This window comes from Vogesella sp. AC12, assembly GCF_024437575.1.
Lineage (GTDB): Bacteria > Pseudomonadota > Gammaproteobacteria > Burkholderiales > Chromobacteriaceae > Vogesella > Vogesella indigofera.
Window position 1 is genome coordinate 349,963 of record NZ_JANFNU010000002.1, and the last position, 15,614, is coordinate 365,576.

Consider the following 15,614-nt stretch of genomic DNA (forward strand, 5'->3'; position numbering starts at 1 on the left):
GTGCCGCACCGGCGTGATGCGTTACCGCACCGCGCCGGTGCTTTTATTTTTGCAATGCAGCAAAAATACCTTGTCCACCATCCCTAGCCACGCTACATTCCGCCATGACAAATAGTCGCAAAGGAAAGCATCAATTGAAGCGCGCCGTCTATGCCGGTAGTTTTGACCCGGTGACCAACGGGCACTTGTGGATGATACGCGAGGCCGTGGAACTGTTTGACGAGGTGGTAGTGGCCATCGGCGTCAATCCGGAAAAACATTGCACCTTCAGCGTGGACGAGCGTCTGGACATGCTGCGTGCGGTGACGCGCGGCTTTTCCAAGCTGCGGGTCGAGGTATTCGAGAACCAGTTCCTGGTCAACTACGCGCAGAGCATTGAAGCCAACTACATCATTCGCGGCATCCGCACCGCCAGCGACTACGAGTACGAGCGCACCATGCGCTACATCAACTCCGACCTGCACGCCGACATCACCACCATCTTCCTGCTGCCGCCGCGCGAGTACGCCGAGGTATCCTCCACCATGGTCAAGGGACTGATGGGGCCGCAGGGCTGGGAACAGATGATCCGCCAGTACGTGCCGGAACCGGTATACCGCCGCCTGGTGGCCTATCATGAACGGCAGCAGGCCGCGCTGAACAACGACTAGCCGTGCGGCCAACCCTGGCCGCCACCGAGAGCTGAATAGGCGCCGGACATGTTCCGGCGTTTGGTTTTTATTGAAAAGGAAGTTGCATGGTTGACGTTTCCGCCTTTGCCAACCGGCTTGCCAAGAACTACAAGCACTACGCCAAATGGGCGCGCCGCAACGAGCTGGACGCCTGGCGCGTCTACGACCGCGACGTGCCGCAGTTTCCGCTGATCATCGATGTCTACGGCCAGCGCATCCACCTGCAGGAATACGACACCGGCTGGCAGATCGAGGAATCCGAGTACGTGGCGTGGATCGCCGCGGTGCAGCAGGCGATCAGCGACATCACCGGCGTGCCCCTGTGGAACATCGCACTGAAGACCCGCCGCCGCCAGAAGGGCGAAAGCCAGTACGAGAAGACCGGCCGCGACGGCGAGGACTTCGTGGTGGCCGAGCAGGGGCAGCGCTTCTGGGTCAACCTCGATGCCTACCTGGATACCGGCTTGTTCCTCGACCACCGCAACACCCGCAAGCGGGTAAGCGACGAAGCCGCCGGCAAGCGCTTCCTCAACCTGTTCGCCTACACCGGCAGCTTTACCGTGTATGCGGCCAACGGTGGCGCGGTCAGCAGCGAAACTGTCGATCTGTCCAACACCTACCAGGCGTGGAGCCGGCGCAATTTCGAGCTCAACGGCCTGGACCCGGCCAAGCACCAGCTGATCCGCGACGACGTGTTCCAGTATCTGGAAGATGCCGCCTTTGCCGGCAAGCAGTTCGACCTGATCGTGATGGACCCGCCCAGCTTCTCCAACTCCAAGAAGATGATGGACGAGCTGGACGTGCAGCGCGACCAGGTCAAGCTGGTCGACGGCGCGATGCGGCTGCTGGCGCCGGACGGCGTGCTGTACTTCTCCAACAACCTGCGCAGCTTCACGCTGGACGACAGGTTGGTCGCCGACTACGCGGTGCAGGACATCAGTGCGCAGTCGGTGCCGGAGGACTTCCGCAACAAGAAGATCCACCAGTGCTGGCGCATCCGTCATCGCCACTGATAGCGACCGCCAATATGCGGTATCGCGAAATTTAATGGCGGCCATCCCTTGCCTAGTCGCCGTGCAGCGACAATCTTGAAAAGCAGCAAGGTTGGCCGCAGCGGCCGCCGCAAACGAATCCAAGGAGCCGTCATGGCCTATGTAAACGTAACTGCCGATACCTTTAACGACACCGTCGAGGGCGACGGCATGGTGATTCTCGACTTCTGGGCGCCGTGGTGCGGCCCGTGCAAGTCGTTCGGCCCGATCTTCGAGGCGGCGGCGGAAAAACACGGCGACATCGTGTTCGCCAAGATCAACACCGAGGACGAGCAGGAGCTGGCCGCCCACTTCAAGATCCGTTCCATTCCGACGCTGATGGCGCTGAAGGACGGCATCGTGGTGTTCCACCAGGCCGGCGCGATGATGGCGCCGCAGTTCGAGCAACTGGTGCAGGCGGTACGCGATCTGGACATGGACCAGGTCCGCGCCGACATGGCCGCGCAGGACCAGGGCTGAGCACCTGTTCATGATCTGCTGCGCTTCGGCGATACGGCGTTGAAAACGGCTTCGGAATGCTCATTGACCCCATGTCAACTCCGCTTCCTCAGCCGTTTTCGCCTTGTCTCGCCCTAGCTCGCGAGATAGTGAACACGGCTCTGAGCCGCAAGACGGGGAGGGCAGGCTGATGCGCAAGCAAGCATGGTGGCTGTGGCTGCTGCTGGCGGCACCGCTGGCGCAGGCAGCCTGCCCGCCGCTGCTGGATTACCGGGTGCCGCGCCTGACCGGCGGCAGCACCGACCTGTGCCAGTATCAGGACAAGACCATCGTGGTGGTCAACACCGCCAGCGAGTGCGGCTTCACGCCGCAGTTTGCCCAGCTGCAGACGCTGTGGCAGCAATACCGCAGTCGCGGCGTGGTGGTGCTCGGCTTCCCCAGCGACGATTTCTTCCAGGAGCTGGAACAGGCCAAGGACATTGCCGAGTTCTGCCACAGCAATTACGGCGTCGATTTCCCGATGATGAGCCGGATCAGCGTGCGTGGCAGCAACGCGCACCCGTTCTACCAGGCGCTGGCCAGCGCGGCCGGCAGCACGCCGAAGTGGAATTTCTACAAGTACATCATCGCGCCGGGCGGCAAGTCGGTGATCGCCTTCGGCCCGCTGACGCGGCCGGATGATCCGGCCTTCCTCAAGGCGCTGCAGCAGCGGTTGCCGGCCGCACCCTGAGCGCGGCGCTGGCCGGATGCACGACAGCTGCATTGTTATTCCGGCTGCCGTTCCAGTACCATCCGAACTTTCCGGAGCCGTACCGCTCTAGCACCCGTGCCTGTTCCGGGTTTTCCGAGAGTCCTGTTTCCATGCTGAACCGTTTACTGCTGTGCGGCAGCCTGCTGTTGCTGGCCGCCTGTTCCACCGTTTCCACCCCGCCGACGTCGTCGCCCGCCGATAGCATCCGCTACCAGCCGGCCGCGTTCAGCCAGCTGCCGCAATGGGACAGCTCGTTGGCCAGCGAGAGCCTGCTGGCGCTGCGCGAAAGCTGCCGCCCGCTGGCCGGCCGCCCGCAGTGGCAGGCGGTCTGCAGCGAGGCCGCGACGCTGGATGCGGCCAACGTTGACGGCATCCGCCGCTTTTACGAGAGCCGCTTTGTGCCGTGGCAGGTCAGTGACGCCGGCAAGGACAGCGGGCTGATCACCGGCTACTACGAGCCCTTGCTGACTGGCAGCCGCCAGCGCAGCGCGCAGACGCCGTACCCGGTGTACGGCGTGCCGCAGGACCTGCTGCTGCTCGACATCAGCGCCGAACAGCGCGCGGCCACGCAACTGGTGGCGCGCCGCAGCGGCGGCAACCGGCTGCAGGTGGTGGCGGGCAAGCCCCAGCCCGGCGCCGACGAACTGCTGGTGACGCTGGCCGATTTCGTCATCGACAGCCGTACCCGTAGCCTGAAAGGGCGCCTCGACGGCAACCGCCTGCTGCCGTACTACAGCCGCGCCGAGATCAACGCCGGCAAGGGCATCAACAGCGCGCCGGTGTTGGCCTGGGTGGAGGACGAAACCGAGCTGTTCTTCCTGCAGGTGCAGGGCTCCGGCCGCATCCAGCTGGAAGACGGCAGCTTCTTGCGCGTGACCTACGCCGAGCAGAACGGCCACCCGTACAAGTCCATCGGCCGCTGGCTGATCGACCAGCAGCAGCTGACGCTGGCCGAAGCCAGCATGCAGGGCATCAAGGGCTGGCTGGAAGCCAACCCGCAGCGCCGGCGCGAGCTGTTCGACGTCAACCCCAGCTACGTGTTCTTCCGTACCCTGAACAGCAGCGGCGGCGGCCCGATCGGCGCGCTGGGCGTGCCGCTGACCGACGGCCACAGCCTGGCGGTCGATCCGCGTTACATCCCGCTGGGGGCGCCGGTGTACCTGGCCACCACCTGGCCGCTGGACGGCAGCCCCAAGCCGCTGACCCGGCTGATGCACGCGCAGGACACCGGCGGTGCCATCCGCGGTGCGGTGCGCGGCGATTTCTTTTTCGGCTTCGGCACCGAGGCCGGCATGTACGCCGGCCGCATGAAGCAGCAGGGCCGGTTCTGGCTGCTGTTGCCGCGCGGCATGACCCCGGTAGCGCGTCCCTGAGCGCGTGTTCACGATCGCGCGCACTCCCGCGAACGCCGGCGAAAACGGCTGAGACCGCGGCGTTTGTCGAGAGATAAACAGGCATGCCGCTGCCAGCGCCGTTTCGTCGCGCCGGGAGCCGCCACCGCTGATCGTGCGCCGGCTCTGCGCCGCCACCAGATTTGAGAAAGCCTGTCACCATGACCAGTCCGACCCTGTTCCGAACTGCCTGCCTTGCCGCCAGCGTGCTGTTGCTGGCCGCCTGCGGCCAACCTGCCACCAGCGGCCATGACGCCAGCGCCGCGGCCGCCGCCGCGCCGTTGCGCCAGCTGGCGCGCGGCGACGTGCTGCAGGCGCGGCTGGCGCCGGTGGCCGCCAGCCTGCCGTTTACCGCCACCCTCAACGCGCTGACCAGCATCGAGGTCGCCGCCGAAATCGACGCCAGCGTGCGCGAGGTGCTGGTGCGCGAGGGCGAAAGCGTGCGCCGCGGCCAGCTCTTGGCGCGGCTGGACGGCGAGACGCTGCAGCAGGCGCTGGTGGAACAGCAGGCGCAGCTGGCCAACGACGAGGCGCGGCTGCGACTGGCGCGGCTGAAGCTGGACAAGCAGCGAGAGCTGTACCAGCAGGGCTTCATTTCCAAGCTGGCGTTCGACGAGGTGGACAGCGAATACCGCATCCGCGAAGGCGACGTCAACGCCCGCCGCAGCCAGCTGGCGCGTGCGCGCAAGAGCCTGGCCGATACCGCGGTGCACTCGCCGATGGACGGCGTGGTCTACGCCCGCCGCATCCAGCCGGGCGAGCAGGTCAGCCGCAACCAGAAGCTGTTCGCCATTGCCGACCTCAGCCAGCTGGAGGCGACCGCCAGCATCCCGGCGCGGCAGGTGGCGCAGGTGCAGCCAGGCCAGCGCGCGCGCTTCCGCGTCGAGGGCGCGACCGAGCCGTTTGCCGCGCAGCTGGTGCGCATCAACCCGGTGGCCAATGCCGGCAGCCGCACCTTCAATGCCTATCTGCGCGTCGACAACCGCGCCGGCCGGCTGCAGGCCGGCCAGTTCGTCACCGGCGAGGTGATCCTGCGCGAAATCAGCGACGCGGTGCGCCTGCCGCAGGCGGCGGTGCGCGATGCCGACGGCAGCAAGCCGTGGGTGATGCTGCTGGACGGCAACACCCTGCGCCGCCAGCCGGTCAGCATCGTGCTGCGCAACGACAGCGAGCGGGTGCTGGCGGTGCGCGGTATCGAGCTTGGCCGCACGCTGCTGGCGGCGCCGCTGCTGGGGCTGAAACCCGGCGACCGCGTGGCGCTGCCGCGCTAAGGAGAAGGTGACACTATGTGGTTAACCCGCGTCAGCGTGCAGAACCCCTATCTTGCCGCCGTGATGATGCTGCTGCTGACGGTGCTGGGCCTGTTTGCCTGGAAGCAGCTGCCGGTGGAGGAGTTTCCCGATATCCGCTTCCCGGTGGCGGTGGTGTCGGCATCCTATCCCGGCGCCTCGCCGGAGGTGATCGAGAGCGAGGTCACCCGCCCGCTGGAAGAGGCGGTCAACACCATCAACGGCGTCAAGCACATCCGCTCCTACTCCTCCGAGGGCGTCGCCACGCTGGTGGTGGAGTTCGAGCTGTCCACCGATCCGGCCATCGGCCTGCAGGAGGTACGCGACAAGGTCGGCGCCGCCCAGGGCCGGCTGCGGCGCGAGGTGAGCACGCCGACCATCTCGCAGATGAACCCCAACGACGAGCCGCTGATGTCGTACACCTTCAGCCAGCAGGACGGTTCGCAGCGCGAGCTGAGCAACTGGCTGGACAATGTGCTGAAGAAGCGGCTGCAGACGGTGAGCGGGGTCGGCGAGGTGAAACTGGTCGGCGCCAGCAAGCGCGAGATCCGCATCGAGCTGCAGCCTTACCGGCTGGAGGCGCTGGGGCTGTCGGTCAGCGAGGTGGCCGACGCCATCGCCGCGGCCAACCGTGATTTCCCGGCCGGTCAGGTCAGCAGCCAGCGCAACGAGCTGTCGGTGCGCGTCGCCGGCAAGCTTGAGTCGGTGGACGACTTCCGCGAGCTGGGCATCGCCACGCGCCAGGGCGCCACCATCCGCCTGGCGGACGTGGCCGAAGTGCGCGACAGCGAGGAAGAAAAGAACAGCATCAGCCTGATCGACGGCAAGCCGGCGGTGGGGCTGGACGTGCGTGCCGCGCGCGGCGCCAACGTGGTGGCGGTGGCCGATGCGGTGAAGGCAATCATCGCCGAGCAGCGGCCGCTGATGCCGGCCGGCAGCGAGGTCAAGCTCACCTACGACAAGTCGGACGAGGTGCGCAAGTCGCTGAGCGGGGTGCAGCAGACGCTGCTGGAAGGCGCCGGGCTGACGGTGCTGATCGTGTTCCTGTTCCTCGGCAGCTGGCGCAGCACGGTGATTACCGGCCTGACGCTGCCGATCGCGCTGCTGGGCACCCTGTTCGCGGTGCAGGCGCTGGGGTTCACCCTCAACGTGATGACGCTGATGGCGCTGTCGCTGTCCATCGGCCTGTTGATCGACGACGCCATCGTGGTGCGCGAGAACATCGTGCGCCACGCCACGCTGGGCAAGGGCCACTACCAGGCGGCGCTGGACGGCACCAACGAGATCGGCCTCGCGGTACTGGCCACCACGCTGACCATCGTCGCGGTGTTCCTGCCGGTCGGCTTCATGGGTGGCATCATCGGCAAGTTCTTCCACCAGTTCGGCCTCGCGGTGACGGTGGCGGTGCTGATCTCGATGTTCGTGTCGTTCACGCTGGACCCGATGCTGTCCTCGGTGTGGCACGACCCGCACCGCCACGGCGATCACCACAAGGGCCCGGTCGGCCGCGCGCTGGACTGGTTCGAGGCCTCGCTCGACCGCCTCGCCGACGGCTACGTGCGGGTGATCCGCTGGGCGCTGGCGCACCGCAAGACGGTGCTGCTCACGGCGCTGGCGCTGACCGTCGGCAGCTTTATGCTGGTGCCGGTGATCGGTGGCGAATTCCTGCCGCGTGCCGACAACGGCGATTTCCGCCTGTCGTTCAAGACCGCGCCCGGCTCGACGCTGGAATACACCGCCGCCAAGGCGCGCGAGGTGGAGGCGCAGCTGCGCAGCATTCCGGAGGTGAACACCGTCGACAGCAAGATCGGCGGCGGTCGCTTTGGCGCCGGCCGCAACGAGGCGCAGCTGACCATCGATGTCGGCGACAAGCAGTCGCGCCAGCGCGACCTGTTCCAGCTGATGGCGGCGGCGCGCAGCAGCGCGCAGCGGGTGGCCGGCATCGAGCTGGATTCGGTGCAGGAGCTGGGCCAGCACGGCCCCGGCGGCAAGCCGGTCAATATCGGCATCCGTGGCAGCGACCTGCAGGCGCTGAGCCAGGCCACCGACGCGGTGATGGCGGCGATTGCACGCGTCAACGGCGTGCGCGACGTGCAGAGCAGCTTTTCCGACGCCGATCCGGCGCTGGACGTGCGCCTGGACCGCGATGCCGCCGCCTCGCTGGGTGTCGATCTCACCCGCGTCGGCAACACGCTGTCGGTGCTGCTGGCCGGCAGCACGGTGACGACGTGGGAGGCGCCGGACGGCGAAAACTACGATGTGCGCCTGCAATTGCCGCGCGAGGGGCGCGAGGCGGCGCTGCTGGAGGTGCTGATGGTGCCCGGCACGCGGCGCGACAACGGCGAGGCCAATATGGTGCCGCTGGCACAGCTGGCGCGCATCGAGCCGGGCAGCAGCCCGCGCCAGATCGAGCGCACCGACCTGATGCGCGAGATCAGCGTCACCGCCAACATCAGCGGTCGCAGCGCCGGCGAGGTGTTTGCCGGTGTCGACGCCGCGCTGAAACAGCTGCGGCTGCCGGCCGGGGTGATGCTGTCGCAGGAGGGCGAGCGCAAGAGCATGCAGGAATCGCTGGACTACGCGGTACAGGCGCTGGCGATGGGGGTGATCTTCATCTATCTCATTCTCGCCGCGCAGTTCCGCAGCTTTACGCTGCCGGTGACCATCATGATGGCGCTGCCGCTGGCCTTCGTCGGCGTGTTCGCCGCGCTGTGGCTGTTCGGCTCCACGCTGAACATGTTCTCGGTGATCGGCATCATCATGCTGATGGGGTTGGCAGCGAAGAACGGCATCCTGCTGGTCGACTTCATCAACCAGAGCCGCAAGGAAGGCATGGCGCGGCTGGATGCCATCGTCGAGGCCGGCCGCGTGCGGCTGCGCCCGATCATGATGACCAGCTTGGCGATGATCTTCGGCATGCTGCCGCTGGCGCTGGCCAGCGGCGCCGGTTCGGAGACGCAGCGGCCGATGGCGCACGCCATCATCGGCGGCCTGATCACCTCCACCGTGCTGACGCTGATCGTGCTGCCGGTGGTGTACACCTACCTCGACGGCCTGCGCACGCGCATCCGCCGCCTGCTGGCGCGGCTCACCGGCCAGACGGCGGCCTCGCCGCACTGAGCCGCCGGGCATTGACGACGCTTGCGGCCAACCTTACTGCTTCACGTACACCACCTGCGCCGGCATCGGCGGCGGGAAGGCCGCGCCGCCCAGTGCGTCGCGGATCTGCTGGTTGGTGTCGAAGTACACCTGCCAGTAGTGGTCGTTATGGCAGAACGGGCGTACCGCCAGCACCGGCCCCACCAGATTGAACTCCAGGATCGCCACCTCCACCGCCGGCTCCGCCTGCACGTTGGGGATGGCGGCCAGCCGCTGCCGCAGCAGCGCGATGGCGGCGGCGGGGTCGGCGCTGCCGGCCAGCTGCGCCTTCAGCTCCACGCGGCGGTAGGGATTGCTGCTGAAGTTCTGCAGCGTGTCGCCCATGATCTTGCCGTTGCCGACCATGGTCAGCACGTTGTCCGGGGTGTTGATGGCGGTGGTGAACAGGCCGATCTCCTTCACCGTGCCGGTGACGCCGCCGGCGGTGACGAAATCGCCGACCTTCATCGGCCGCAGCACGATCAGGAACACCCCGGCGGCAAAGTTGGACAGCAACCCGGACCAGGCCATGCCGATGGCGACGCCTGCGGCGGCGAACAGCGCGGCAAAGGTGGTGGTCTGGATGCCGAAGTAGCCGAGGATGCCGACCACCAGGATCACGTTGAGGGTGACGTGGATGGTGGTGCCGAGGTAACGCATGATGGTGGCGTCGACATGCTGCCGCTCCAGCGTGCGCTGCAGCAGGCGGCCGACCTGGCCGATCAGCCAGCGGCCGATGATCCAGAAGGCCAGCGCGGCCAGCAGCGTGCCGCCGATATTGAACGCATAATCCGTGGCGACCTGCTGCCAGTGGGAAAGGTCGATCTGATTCATGACAACTCCTTGTCGGGCGGGTGGGATCTGCATCCAGTTAAGCAGCTGGCATTGCCGGCAACAAGTTCATTTGCATGAATTGTCGCCGCTGGCGGGCAAAAACATCGGGCGATGCCGCAGTCAGGTCAAGGCAGCGCCGCCGGCGCAGGGTATAATGCGGCCAACCTTTTTCTGCCCGTATAGCCAACATGACCCAGCTCAAGAACGATACCTTCCTGCGCGCGCTGCTGAAGCAGCCGGTTGAATACACCCCGATCTGGATGATGCGCCAGGCCGGCCGCTACCTGCCGGAATACCGCGCCACCCGCGCCCGCGCCGGTAGCTTCATGGGCCTGTGCACCAGCCCGGACTACGCGACGGAGGTCACGCTGCAGCCGCTGGAGCGCTTCCCGCTGGATGCGGCCATCCTGTTCTCCGACATCCTGACGGTGCCGGACGCGATGGGGCTGGGGCTGTCCTTCGCCGAGGGCGAGGGCCCGCGCTTTGCCCGTCCGCTGCGCGACGAGGCGGCGATCAAGGCGCTGCAGGTGGCGCCACTGGACAAGCTGCAGTACGTGTTCGACGCGGTATCCAGCATCCGCAAGGCACTCGACGGTCGCGTGCCGCTGATCGGCTTCTCCGGCAGCCCGTTCACGCTGGCCTGTTACATGATCGAGGGCGCCGGCTCCGCCGACTTCCGTCACGTGAAGGCGATGCTGTACGGCCGCCCGGAACTGCTGCACCACATCCTGCGCATCACCGCCGACTCGGTGACCGCCTACCTCAACGCGCAGATCGATGCCGGCGCCCAGGCGGTGCAGATCTTCGATACCTGGGGTGGCGCGCTGAGTCACGCCGCCTACCAGGAATTCTCGCTGGCCTATATGCAGCAGATCATCGCCGGCCTCAAGCGCGAGGCCGACGGCCGCCGCGTGCCGGTGATCGTGTTCACCAAGGGTGGCGGCCAGTGGCTGGAACAGATCGCCGCCATCGGCGCCGACTGCGTCGGCCTGGACTGGACCACCGACATCGGCCAGGCGCGCGCGCGCGTCGGCGACCAGGTGGCGCTGCAGGGCAACTTCGACCCCAACGCGCTGTTCGGCAGCCCGGCGGCGATCGAGCAGGAAGCCGGCCGCATCCTGGCGGCGTACGGCCACGGCTCCGGCCACGTGTTCAACCTCGGTCACGGCATTTCGCAGTTTGCCGACCCGGAACACGCCAAGGCACTGGTCGCCGCCGTACACCGCCTGTCGCGCCCGTACCACGCCGTCTGACACGTCAAACCGGTCACAGCCACCGCCTGCCGGCGGTGGCTTTTTTTGATGCATAAACAAAGCTTGCCGGCAAGGCTTGACAGTTGTCGCCGCAGTTGTTCCACGACTTATGCACACCAAAACGGGGCATTTTTCCGGCCTGTCAAGGCTTGTTGCCAAAGAAAGATGAAATTTATATAAGCATCTGATTTTATTGGTTTTAATATTTCAGATTAAAATTTGTGCAATCTAATGGAATGCCCGATTGACGTGCTTTTTGCCAGCCGGCTCGTCAGTTGTTCACAAAGTTATCCACAGTATCTGTGCACAGCTGGCGCCAAGCCGCGCCAGTGCTGGATTAGCGGGGAGTCCGTCCAATCATGACTGCAATGCAGCACATCAGTGTCTGGCTCGATGTGCCCTTGCGTGGTGCATTTACCTACCTGCATCCGCAGCCGCTGCCCAGTGGCCAGCGCGTCCGCGTCGCCTTCGGCAATCGCGAGTTGTGCGGGGTGGTCGACAACAGTGTGCCGCCGCAGGCGCTGGACGAGGCGCGCTGCAAGCCTATCCTGGCGGTGCTGGACGAGCTGCCGCCGCTGCCGGAGACGCTGCTGCAGCAAGTGCGCTTTGCCGCGCGCTACTACCTGCATCCGCAGGGGCAGGCGCTGTTCACCGCCTTGCCCACCGCGCTGCGCGAGCCGCGCGCGGTGACGCTGGCCGATCGCCGCCAGTATCGCCTCAATGCCGCCGGTCTTGACGCCGAGCCGTCGGCGCGCAGCACGGTACAGCGGCAGTTGTGGCAGGCGCTGCAGCAGCCGCAATCGCGCGACGCGCTGCGCCGCGTGCACCCGCAGGCGACGGCTTTTCTCAAGCAAAGGTTGGCCGCAGGCCATATCGACATCCTGCCGTGGCAGGCGCCGCCCTTGCAGATCGCCGCAGCGCTAACGCTGAACGACGAGCAGCAGGCGGCGCTGGACGTGGTGGCGGCCAACCTTGGCCGCTTTGGCGCCTTCCTGCTGCACGGCATCACCGGCAGCGGCAAGACCGAGGTCTACCTGCAGCTGATCGCCCGCGTGCTGGCGGCCGGGCAGCAGGCGCTGGTGATCATTCCCGAGATCAACCTCACCCCGCAGCTGATCGAACGCTTCGCGCAGCGTTTTCCCGCCAGCCACATCGTCTGCCTGCACAGCGGCCTGTCCGACGGCGAGCGGCTGCAGGGCTGGGTCGACGCCTGGCAGGGCGTCGCCGACATCGTGATCGGCACCCGGCTGGCGGTGTTCACACCGCTGCCGCGTGCCGGGCTGGTGATCGTCGACGAGGAGCACGACGGCTCGTTCAAGCAGCAGGACGGCCTGCGCTACCACGCGCGCGATCTGGCGGTGTGGCGCGCCAACCAGGCGCAGGTGCCGGTGCTGCTGGGCAGCGCCACCCCCAGCCTGGAAACGGTGGCCAACGTCGAGGCCGGCCGCTACCGCAAGCTGCTGCTGTCGGCGCGGGCGCACGGCAGCGCGCGGCTGCCGCGCATCGGCCTGGTCGACACTCGCCGCCTGAAGCTGGTCGACGGCCTGTCCGAACCGGTGATCGCCGCGCTGCAGCAGCGCCTGGCGCGGCGCGAGATGAGCCTGCTGTTCATCAACCGCCGCGGCTATTCGCCGGTGCTGGCCTGCACCGCCTGCGGCTGGACCTCGGCCTGCAAGCACTGCAGCGCGCGCATGGTGCTGCACCTGTCGGCGCGCCAGCTGCGCTGCCACCATTGCGGTGCGCAGCAGCGGGTGCCGCTGCAGTGCCCGGCCTGCGGCAATCCCGACGTGCAGCCGCTGGGCGAGGGCACGCAGCGGCTGGAAGAGGCGCTGCGCCGGCTGTTGCCGGAGGCGCGCATCCTGCGCATCGACCGCGACAGCACCAGCCACAAGGCGGCGTGGGACGCGGTGTACCAGCGCGTGCACGCCGGCGAAGTGGACATCCTGCTCGGCACCCAGATGCTGGCCAAGGGCCACGACTTCGGCGCGCTGTCGCTGGTGGTGGTGCTGGGCAGCGACGGCGGCCTCTATTCCGCCGATTACCGCGCCAGCGAGCGCCTGTTCGCGCAGCTGCTGCAGGTGTCCGGCCGTGCCGGCCGCGCCGAGCTGGCCGGCGATGTCATCGTGCAGACCAACTGGCCGGAGCACCCGCTGTATCTCGCGCTGACGCGGCACGATTTCGACGGCTTTGCCGCCAGCCAGCTGCAGGAGCGGCGCGAGGCCGGCTTCCCGCCGGCGGCCAGCCAGGTAATCCTGCGTGCCGACGCGCCGCAGTACCACGAGGCCGAGGCCTTCCTGCAGCAGGTGCTGGCGCTGTGCGGCGAACTGCCGCCGCCGCTGTTCGTGTTCGGCCCGGCGCCGGCGCTGATGGCGCGCCTCGCCGGCCGCGAGCGGGCACAGCTGACCTTCGAGGCGCCGCAACGGGCGGCGCTGCACGCCTGGCTGCGCGCGCTGTTGCCGCAGCTGGATGCGCTGGCGCGCAAGGCGCCGCGCCAATTACGCTGGTCGCTGGATGTCGACCCGCAGGAGATCTGAGTGACACTACGTTTGCTGATTGCCATGCTGGCCGTTTCGCCGCTGGCGCTTGCGGCCAACCTTGGCGCCTTGCGCGCCGACGAGGTGGCGCTGTGGGCGGCACCGGTGGAAGGACGCACGGTGTTCGACGAGCACCGTGCCGATGCCGCGATGAACCCGGCCTCGACCATGAAGCTGGTCACCGCCTGGGCGGCGCTGAACCGGCTGGGGCCGGGCTACCGCTGGCGCAGCGAGCTGAAAAGCAATGCCGTGCTGGAAAACGGCGTGCTGCGTGGCGACCTGTACTGGATCGGCCGCGGCGATCCGCGTTTCGATTCCGCACGCCTGACCGAGCTGCTGCGCCAGCTGCGCCTGCGCGGCGTGCAGCGCATCGATGGCCAGCTGCTGCTGGACAAGCGCGCCTTCAGCCGCATCAGCAGCGCCGACGGCTTCGATGGCGACGCCGAGCGCGTGTTCTCGGTGCCGCCGGATACCCACCTGTCCAACCTGAAGGTGGCGTGGCTGCGCTATTTCTACGAGCAGGGCCGGCCGCAGGTGGTGCTGGACCCGCCGCTGCCGGCCTTTCGCCTCGACAACCGGCTGCAGCCCGGCGCCGCCGCCAGCTGCGGCGACGTGCGCGAGCACGCCGCGGTCAGCATCAGCGGCAACAGCATCCGCGTCAGCGGCAAGCTGCCGCCGGCCTGCGACGGGACGGCCAGCTACGTCAACGTGCTGGATAACGACGGCTACGCCGGACAGAGTTTTGCCGCCATCTGGCAGATGCTGGGCGGCGAGGGGCCGCGCGGCATCGCGCAGGGCAGCACCCCGCCCGACGCGCGCCAGTTGGTACGCCTGGATTCCGAGCCGCTGCCGCAGGCGCTGAGCGACATCAACAAGTACAGCAACAACACCATGGCGCGCAGTGTGTGGCTGACGCTGGGGGCGGAAAACCCGCACAGCGGCGATACCGTGGCCGATGCGCAGCTGGCGGTGCGCTCGCTGCTGCTGGAGCGCGGCATCGCCGCCGAGCCACTGCAGCTGGAAAACGGCGCCGGCCTGTCGCGGCGCGAGCGCATCAGCGCGCGCCAGCTGGGCGCGATCCTGCTCGATGCCGCACGCGGGCCGTACGCGGCGGAATTCATCGCCAGCCTGCCGCTGGCCAGCGAGGACGGCACCCTGCGTCGCCGCTTTGCCGAGCTGGGGCCACGGCTGCGGCTGAAGACCGGCACTCTCGGCGATACCCGTGCGCTGGCCGGCTACTGGCAGGCGCCGTCCGGGCAGCGGCTGGCGATCGTGGCGCTGCTCAATTCCGCGCGGGCGGCGCAGCTGCAGGGCGCGCTGGACGCGCTGGTCGGCGATGTGGTCGAGCGTTACGCGGCGCAGCTGCAACGGCAGCCCTGAGCCTTGCCTTGGGCGCGGTAACTGGCCTTATAATCACTGTTTGTTTTAGCTTAAGGCCGTCACCATGAAACCCGTTACCATGTACACCTCGGCCTATTGCCCGTACTGCATTCGTGCCAAGCAGGTGCTGGCCCAGAACGGCGTGACCGACATTGAAGAAGTCCGCATCGACCTTGACCCGCAGGCGCGCGACACCATGATGTCGCTGACCGGGCGCCGCACCGTGCCGCAGATCTTCATCGGCGACGTGCACGTCGGCGGCTGTGACGACCTGGTGGCGCTGCATTCGGCCGGCAAGCTCGATGTGCTGCTGGCCGGTTGACGCGCGCAGCTGTCATCATTTTCGTGCGATGATCCGCACTTGATTCCAACCCCGCGCCTGACGGCGCTACCGAGATCCAACACCATGAGCGAACAACAAGAGCTGCAACCGGTATTCTCCATCGAAAAAATCTACGTCAAAGACCTGTCGCTGGAAATCCCGAACGCACCCGCCATCTTCCTGGAGCAGGAACAGCCGGAAATCGACATGCAGCTGGCTTCCGAAGGCCGCCAGCTGGAAGACGGCTTCTTCGAAGTGTCGCTGACCGTGACCGTCACCGCCAAGCTGCCGGAAAAAACCATGTTCCTGTGCGAAGTGGCACAGGCCGGCATCTTCCAGATCCAGAATATTCCTGCTGAAGACATCGACCCGATCCTCGGCGTGGCCTGCCCGAACATCCTGTTCCCGTACGCCCGCGAAACCGTGTCCAGCCTGGTTGGCCGCGCCGGTTTCCCGCCGGTACTGCTGGCACCGATCAACTTCGAAGCCCTGTACATGCAGCAACGCGCCGCCCAGGCCGAAGCCGGTACAGCCTGATCGCGATGAAACCGACTCGCATTG

Annotated in this window: 13 protein-coding genes; 12 read left to right on the forward strand and 1 reads right to left on the reverse strand. The window is 67.1% G+C overall.

What is annotated here, in order from left to right:
* Window positions 1–104: 104 nt before the first annotated feature.
* The 7 genes from coaD to NOM55_RS05575 all read left to right on the forward strand — a co-directional run bounded on the left by coaD (window position 105) and on the right by NOM55_RS05575 (window position 8,712).
* Complete coding sequence (gene coaD, locus NOM55_RS05545) at window positions 105–650, forward strand: pantetheine-phosphate adenylyltransferase (protein ID WP_047966854.1); 546 nt, start codon at window positions 105–107, stop codon at window positions 648–650.
* A gap of 86 nt (window positions 651–736) precedes the next feature.
* The gene (locus tag NOM55_RS05550; protein WP_255907815.1) at window positions 737–1,684 is read left to right on the forward strand and encodes a class I SAM-dependent methyltransferase; all 948 of its coding nucleotides are present in this window, start codon (window positions 737–739) and stop codon (window positions 1,682–1,684) included.
* Window positions 1,685–1,816: 132 nt separating this feature from the next.
* Complete coding sequence (trxA, locus tag NOM55_RS05555; protein ID WP_255907816.1) at window positions 1,817–2,182, forward strand: thioredoxin; 366 nt, start codon at window positions 1,817–1,819, stop codon at window positions 2,180–2,182.
* 169 nt (window positions 2,183–2,351) lie between these two features.
* Entirely contained in the window at window positions 2,352–2,891 is a 540-nt protein-coding gene (locus tag NOM55_RS05560; protein WP_255907817.1) for a glutathione peroxidase, read from the forward strand.
* A 131-nt stretch (window positions 2,892–3,022) separates the two neighbouring features.
* Window positions 3,023–4,285, forward strand: a complete 1,263-nt coding sequence (locus NOM55_RS05565; RefSeq protein WP_255907818.1) for a murein transglycosylase A — start codon at window positions 3,023–3,025, stop codon at window positions 4,283–4,285.
* 179 nt (window positions 4,286–4,464) lie between these two features.
* On the forward strand, window positions 4,465–5,574 hold the full coding sequence (locus tag NOM55_RS05570) for an efflux RND transporter periplasmic adaptor subunit (protein WP_255907819.1): 1,110 nt from the start codon (window positions 4,465–4,467) through the stop codon (window positions 5,572–5,574).
* Window positions 5,575–5,589: 15 nt separating this feature from the next.
* Window positions 5,590–8,712, forward strand: a complete 3,123-nt coding sequence (locus NOM55_RS05575; protein ID WP_255907820.1) for an efflux RND transporter permease subunit — start codon at window positions 5,590–5,592, stop codon at window positions 8,710–8,712.
* A 33-nt stretch (window positions 8,713–8,745) separates the two neighbouring features.
* On the opposite strand, the gene NOM55_RS05580 is transcribed toward NOM55_RS05575, so the two are convergent.
* On the reverse strand, window positions 8,746–9,564 hold the full coding sequence (locus NOM55_RS05580) for a mechanosensitive ion channel family protein (RefSeq protein WP_255907821.1): 819 nt from the start codon (window positions 9,562–9,564) through the stop codon (window positions 8,746–8,748).
* A gap of 188 nt (window positions 9,565–9,752) precedes the next feature.
* Here NOM55_RS05580 and hemE point away from each other — a divergent pair, with 188 nt between their 5' ends.
* From hemE to secB, 5 genes are all read left to right on the forward strand, one after another.
* On the forward strand, window positions 9,753–10,817 hold the full coding sequence (hemE, locus tag NOM55_RS05585) for a uroporphyrinogen decarboxylase (RefSeq protein ID WP_047966846.1): 1,065 nt from the start codon (window positions 9,753–9,755) through the stop codon (window positions 10,815–10,817).
* A gap of 359 nt (window positions 10,818–11,176) precedes the next feature.
* Entirely contained in the window at window positions 11,177–13,351 is a 2,175-nt protein-coding gene (locus tag NOM55_RS05590) for a primosomal protein N' (protein ID WP_255907822.1), read from the forward strand.
* A complete protein-coding gene (dacB, locus tag NOM55_RS05595; RefSeq protein ID WP_255907823.1) occupies window positions 13,352–14,731 on the forward strand; it encodes a D-alanyl-D-alanine carboxypeptidase/D-alanyl-D-alanine-endopeptidase in 1,380 nt (459 codons plus the stop codon).
* Window positions 14,732–14,795: 64 nt separating this feature from the next.
* Entirely contained in the window at window positions 14,796–15,053 is a 258-nt protein-coding gene (gene grxC, locus NOM55_RS05600) for a glutaredoxin 3 (RefSeq protein ID WP_047966844.1), read from the forward strand.
* A gap of 84 nt (window positions 15,054–15,137) precedes the next feature.
* The gene (secB, locus tag NOM55_RS05605; RefSeq protein ID WP_047966843.1) at window positions 15,138–15,590 is read left to right on the forward strand and encodes a protein-export chaperone SecB; all 453 of its coding nucleotides are present in this window, start codon (window positions 15,138–15,140) and stop codon (window positions 15,588–15,590) included.
* The last annotated feature ends 24 nt before the right edge of the window (window positions 15,591–15,614 follow it).

What these genes read in the sequence shown, in the direction of transcription:
- coaD (WP_047966854.1), top strand. Translation starts at nt 105, where the DNA reads ATGACAAATAGTCGCAAAGGAAAGCATCAATTGAAGCGCGCCGTCTAT.
- NOM55_RS05550 (WP_255907815.1), top strand. Translation starts at nt 737, where the DNA reads ATGGTTGACGTTTCCGCCTTTGCCAACCGGCTTGCCAAGAACTACAAG.
- trxA (WP_255907816.1), top strand. Translation starts at nt 1,817, where the DNA reads ATGGCCTATGTAAACGTAACTGCCGATACCTTTAACGACACCGTCGAG.
- NOM55_RS05560 (WP_255907817.1), top strand. Translation starts at nt 2,352, where the DNA reads ATGCGCAAGCAAGCATGGTGGCTGTGGCTGCTGCTGGCGGCACCGCTG.
- NOM55_RS05565 (WP_255907818.1), top strand. Translation starts at nt 3,023, where the DNA reads ATGCTGAACCGTTTACTGCTGTGCGGCAGCCTGCTGTTGCTGGCCGCC.
- NOM55_RS05570 (WP_255907819.1), top strand. Translation starts at nt 4,465, where the DNA reads ATGACCAGTCCGACCCTGTTCCGAACTGCCTGCCTTGCCGCCAGCGTG.
- NOM55_RS05575 (WP_255907820.1), top strand. Translation starts at nt 5,590, where the DNA reads ATGTGGTTAACCCGCGTCAGCGTGCAGAACCCCTATCTTGCCGCCGTG.
- NOM55_RS05580 (WP_255907821.1), bottom strand. Translation starts at nt 9,564, where the DNA reads ATGAATCAGATCGACCTTTCCCACTGGCAGCAGGTCGCCACGGATTAT.
- hemE (WP_047966846.1), top strand. Translation starts at nt 9,753, where the DNA reads ATGACCCAGCTCAAGAACGATACCTTCCTGCGCGCGCTGCTGAAGCAG.
- NOM55_RS05590 (WP_255907822.1), top strand. Translation starts at nt 11,177, where the DNA reads ATGACTGCAATGCAGCACATCAGTGTCTGGCTCGATGTGCCCTTGCGT.
- grxC (WP_047966844.1), top strand. Translation starts at nt 14,796, where the DNA reads ATGAAACCCGTTACCATGTACACCTCGGCCTATTGCCCGTACTGCATT.
- secB (WP_047966843.1), top strand. Translation starts at nt 15,138, where the DNA reads ATGAGCGAACAACAAGAGCTGCAACCGGTATTCTCCATCGAAAAAATC.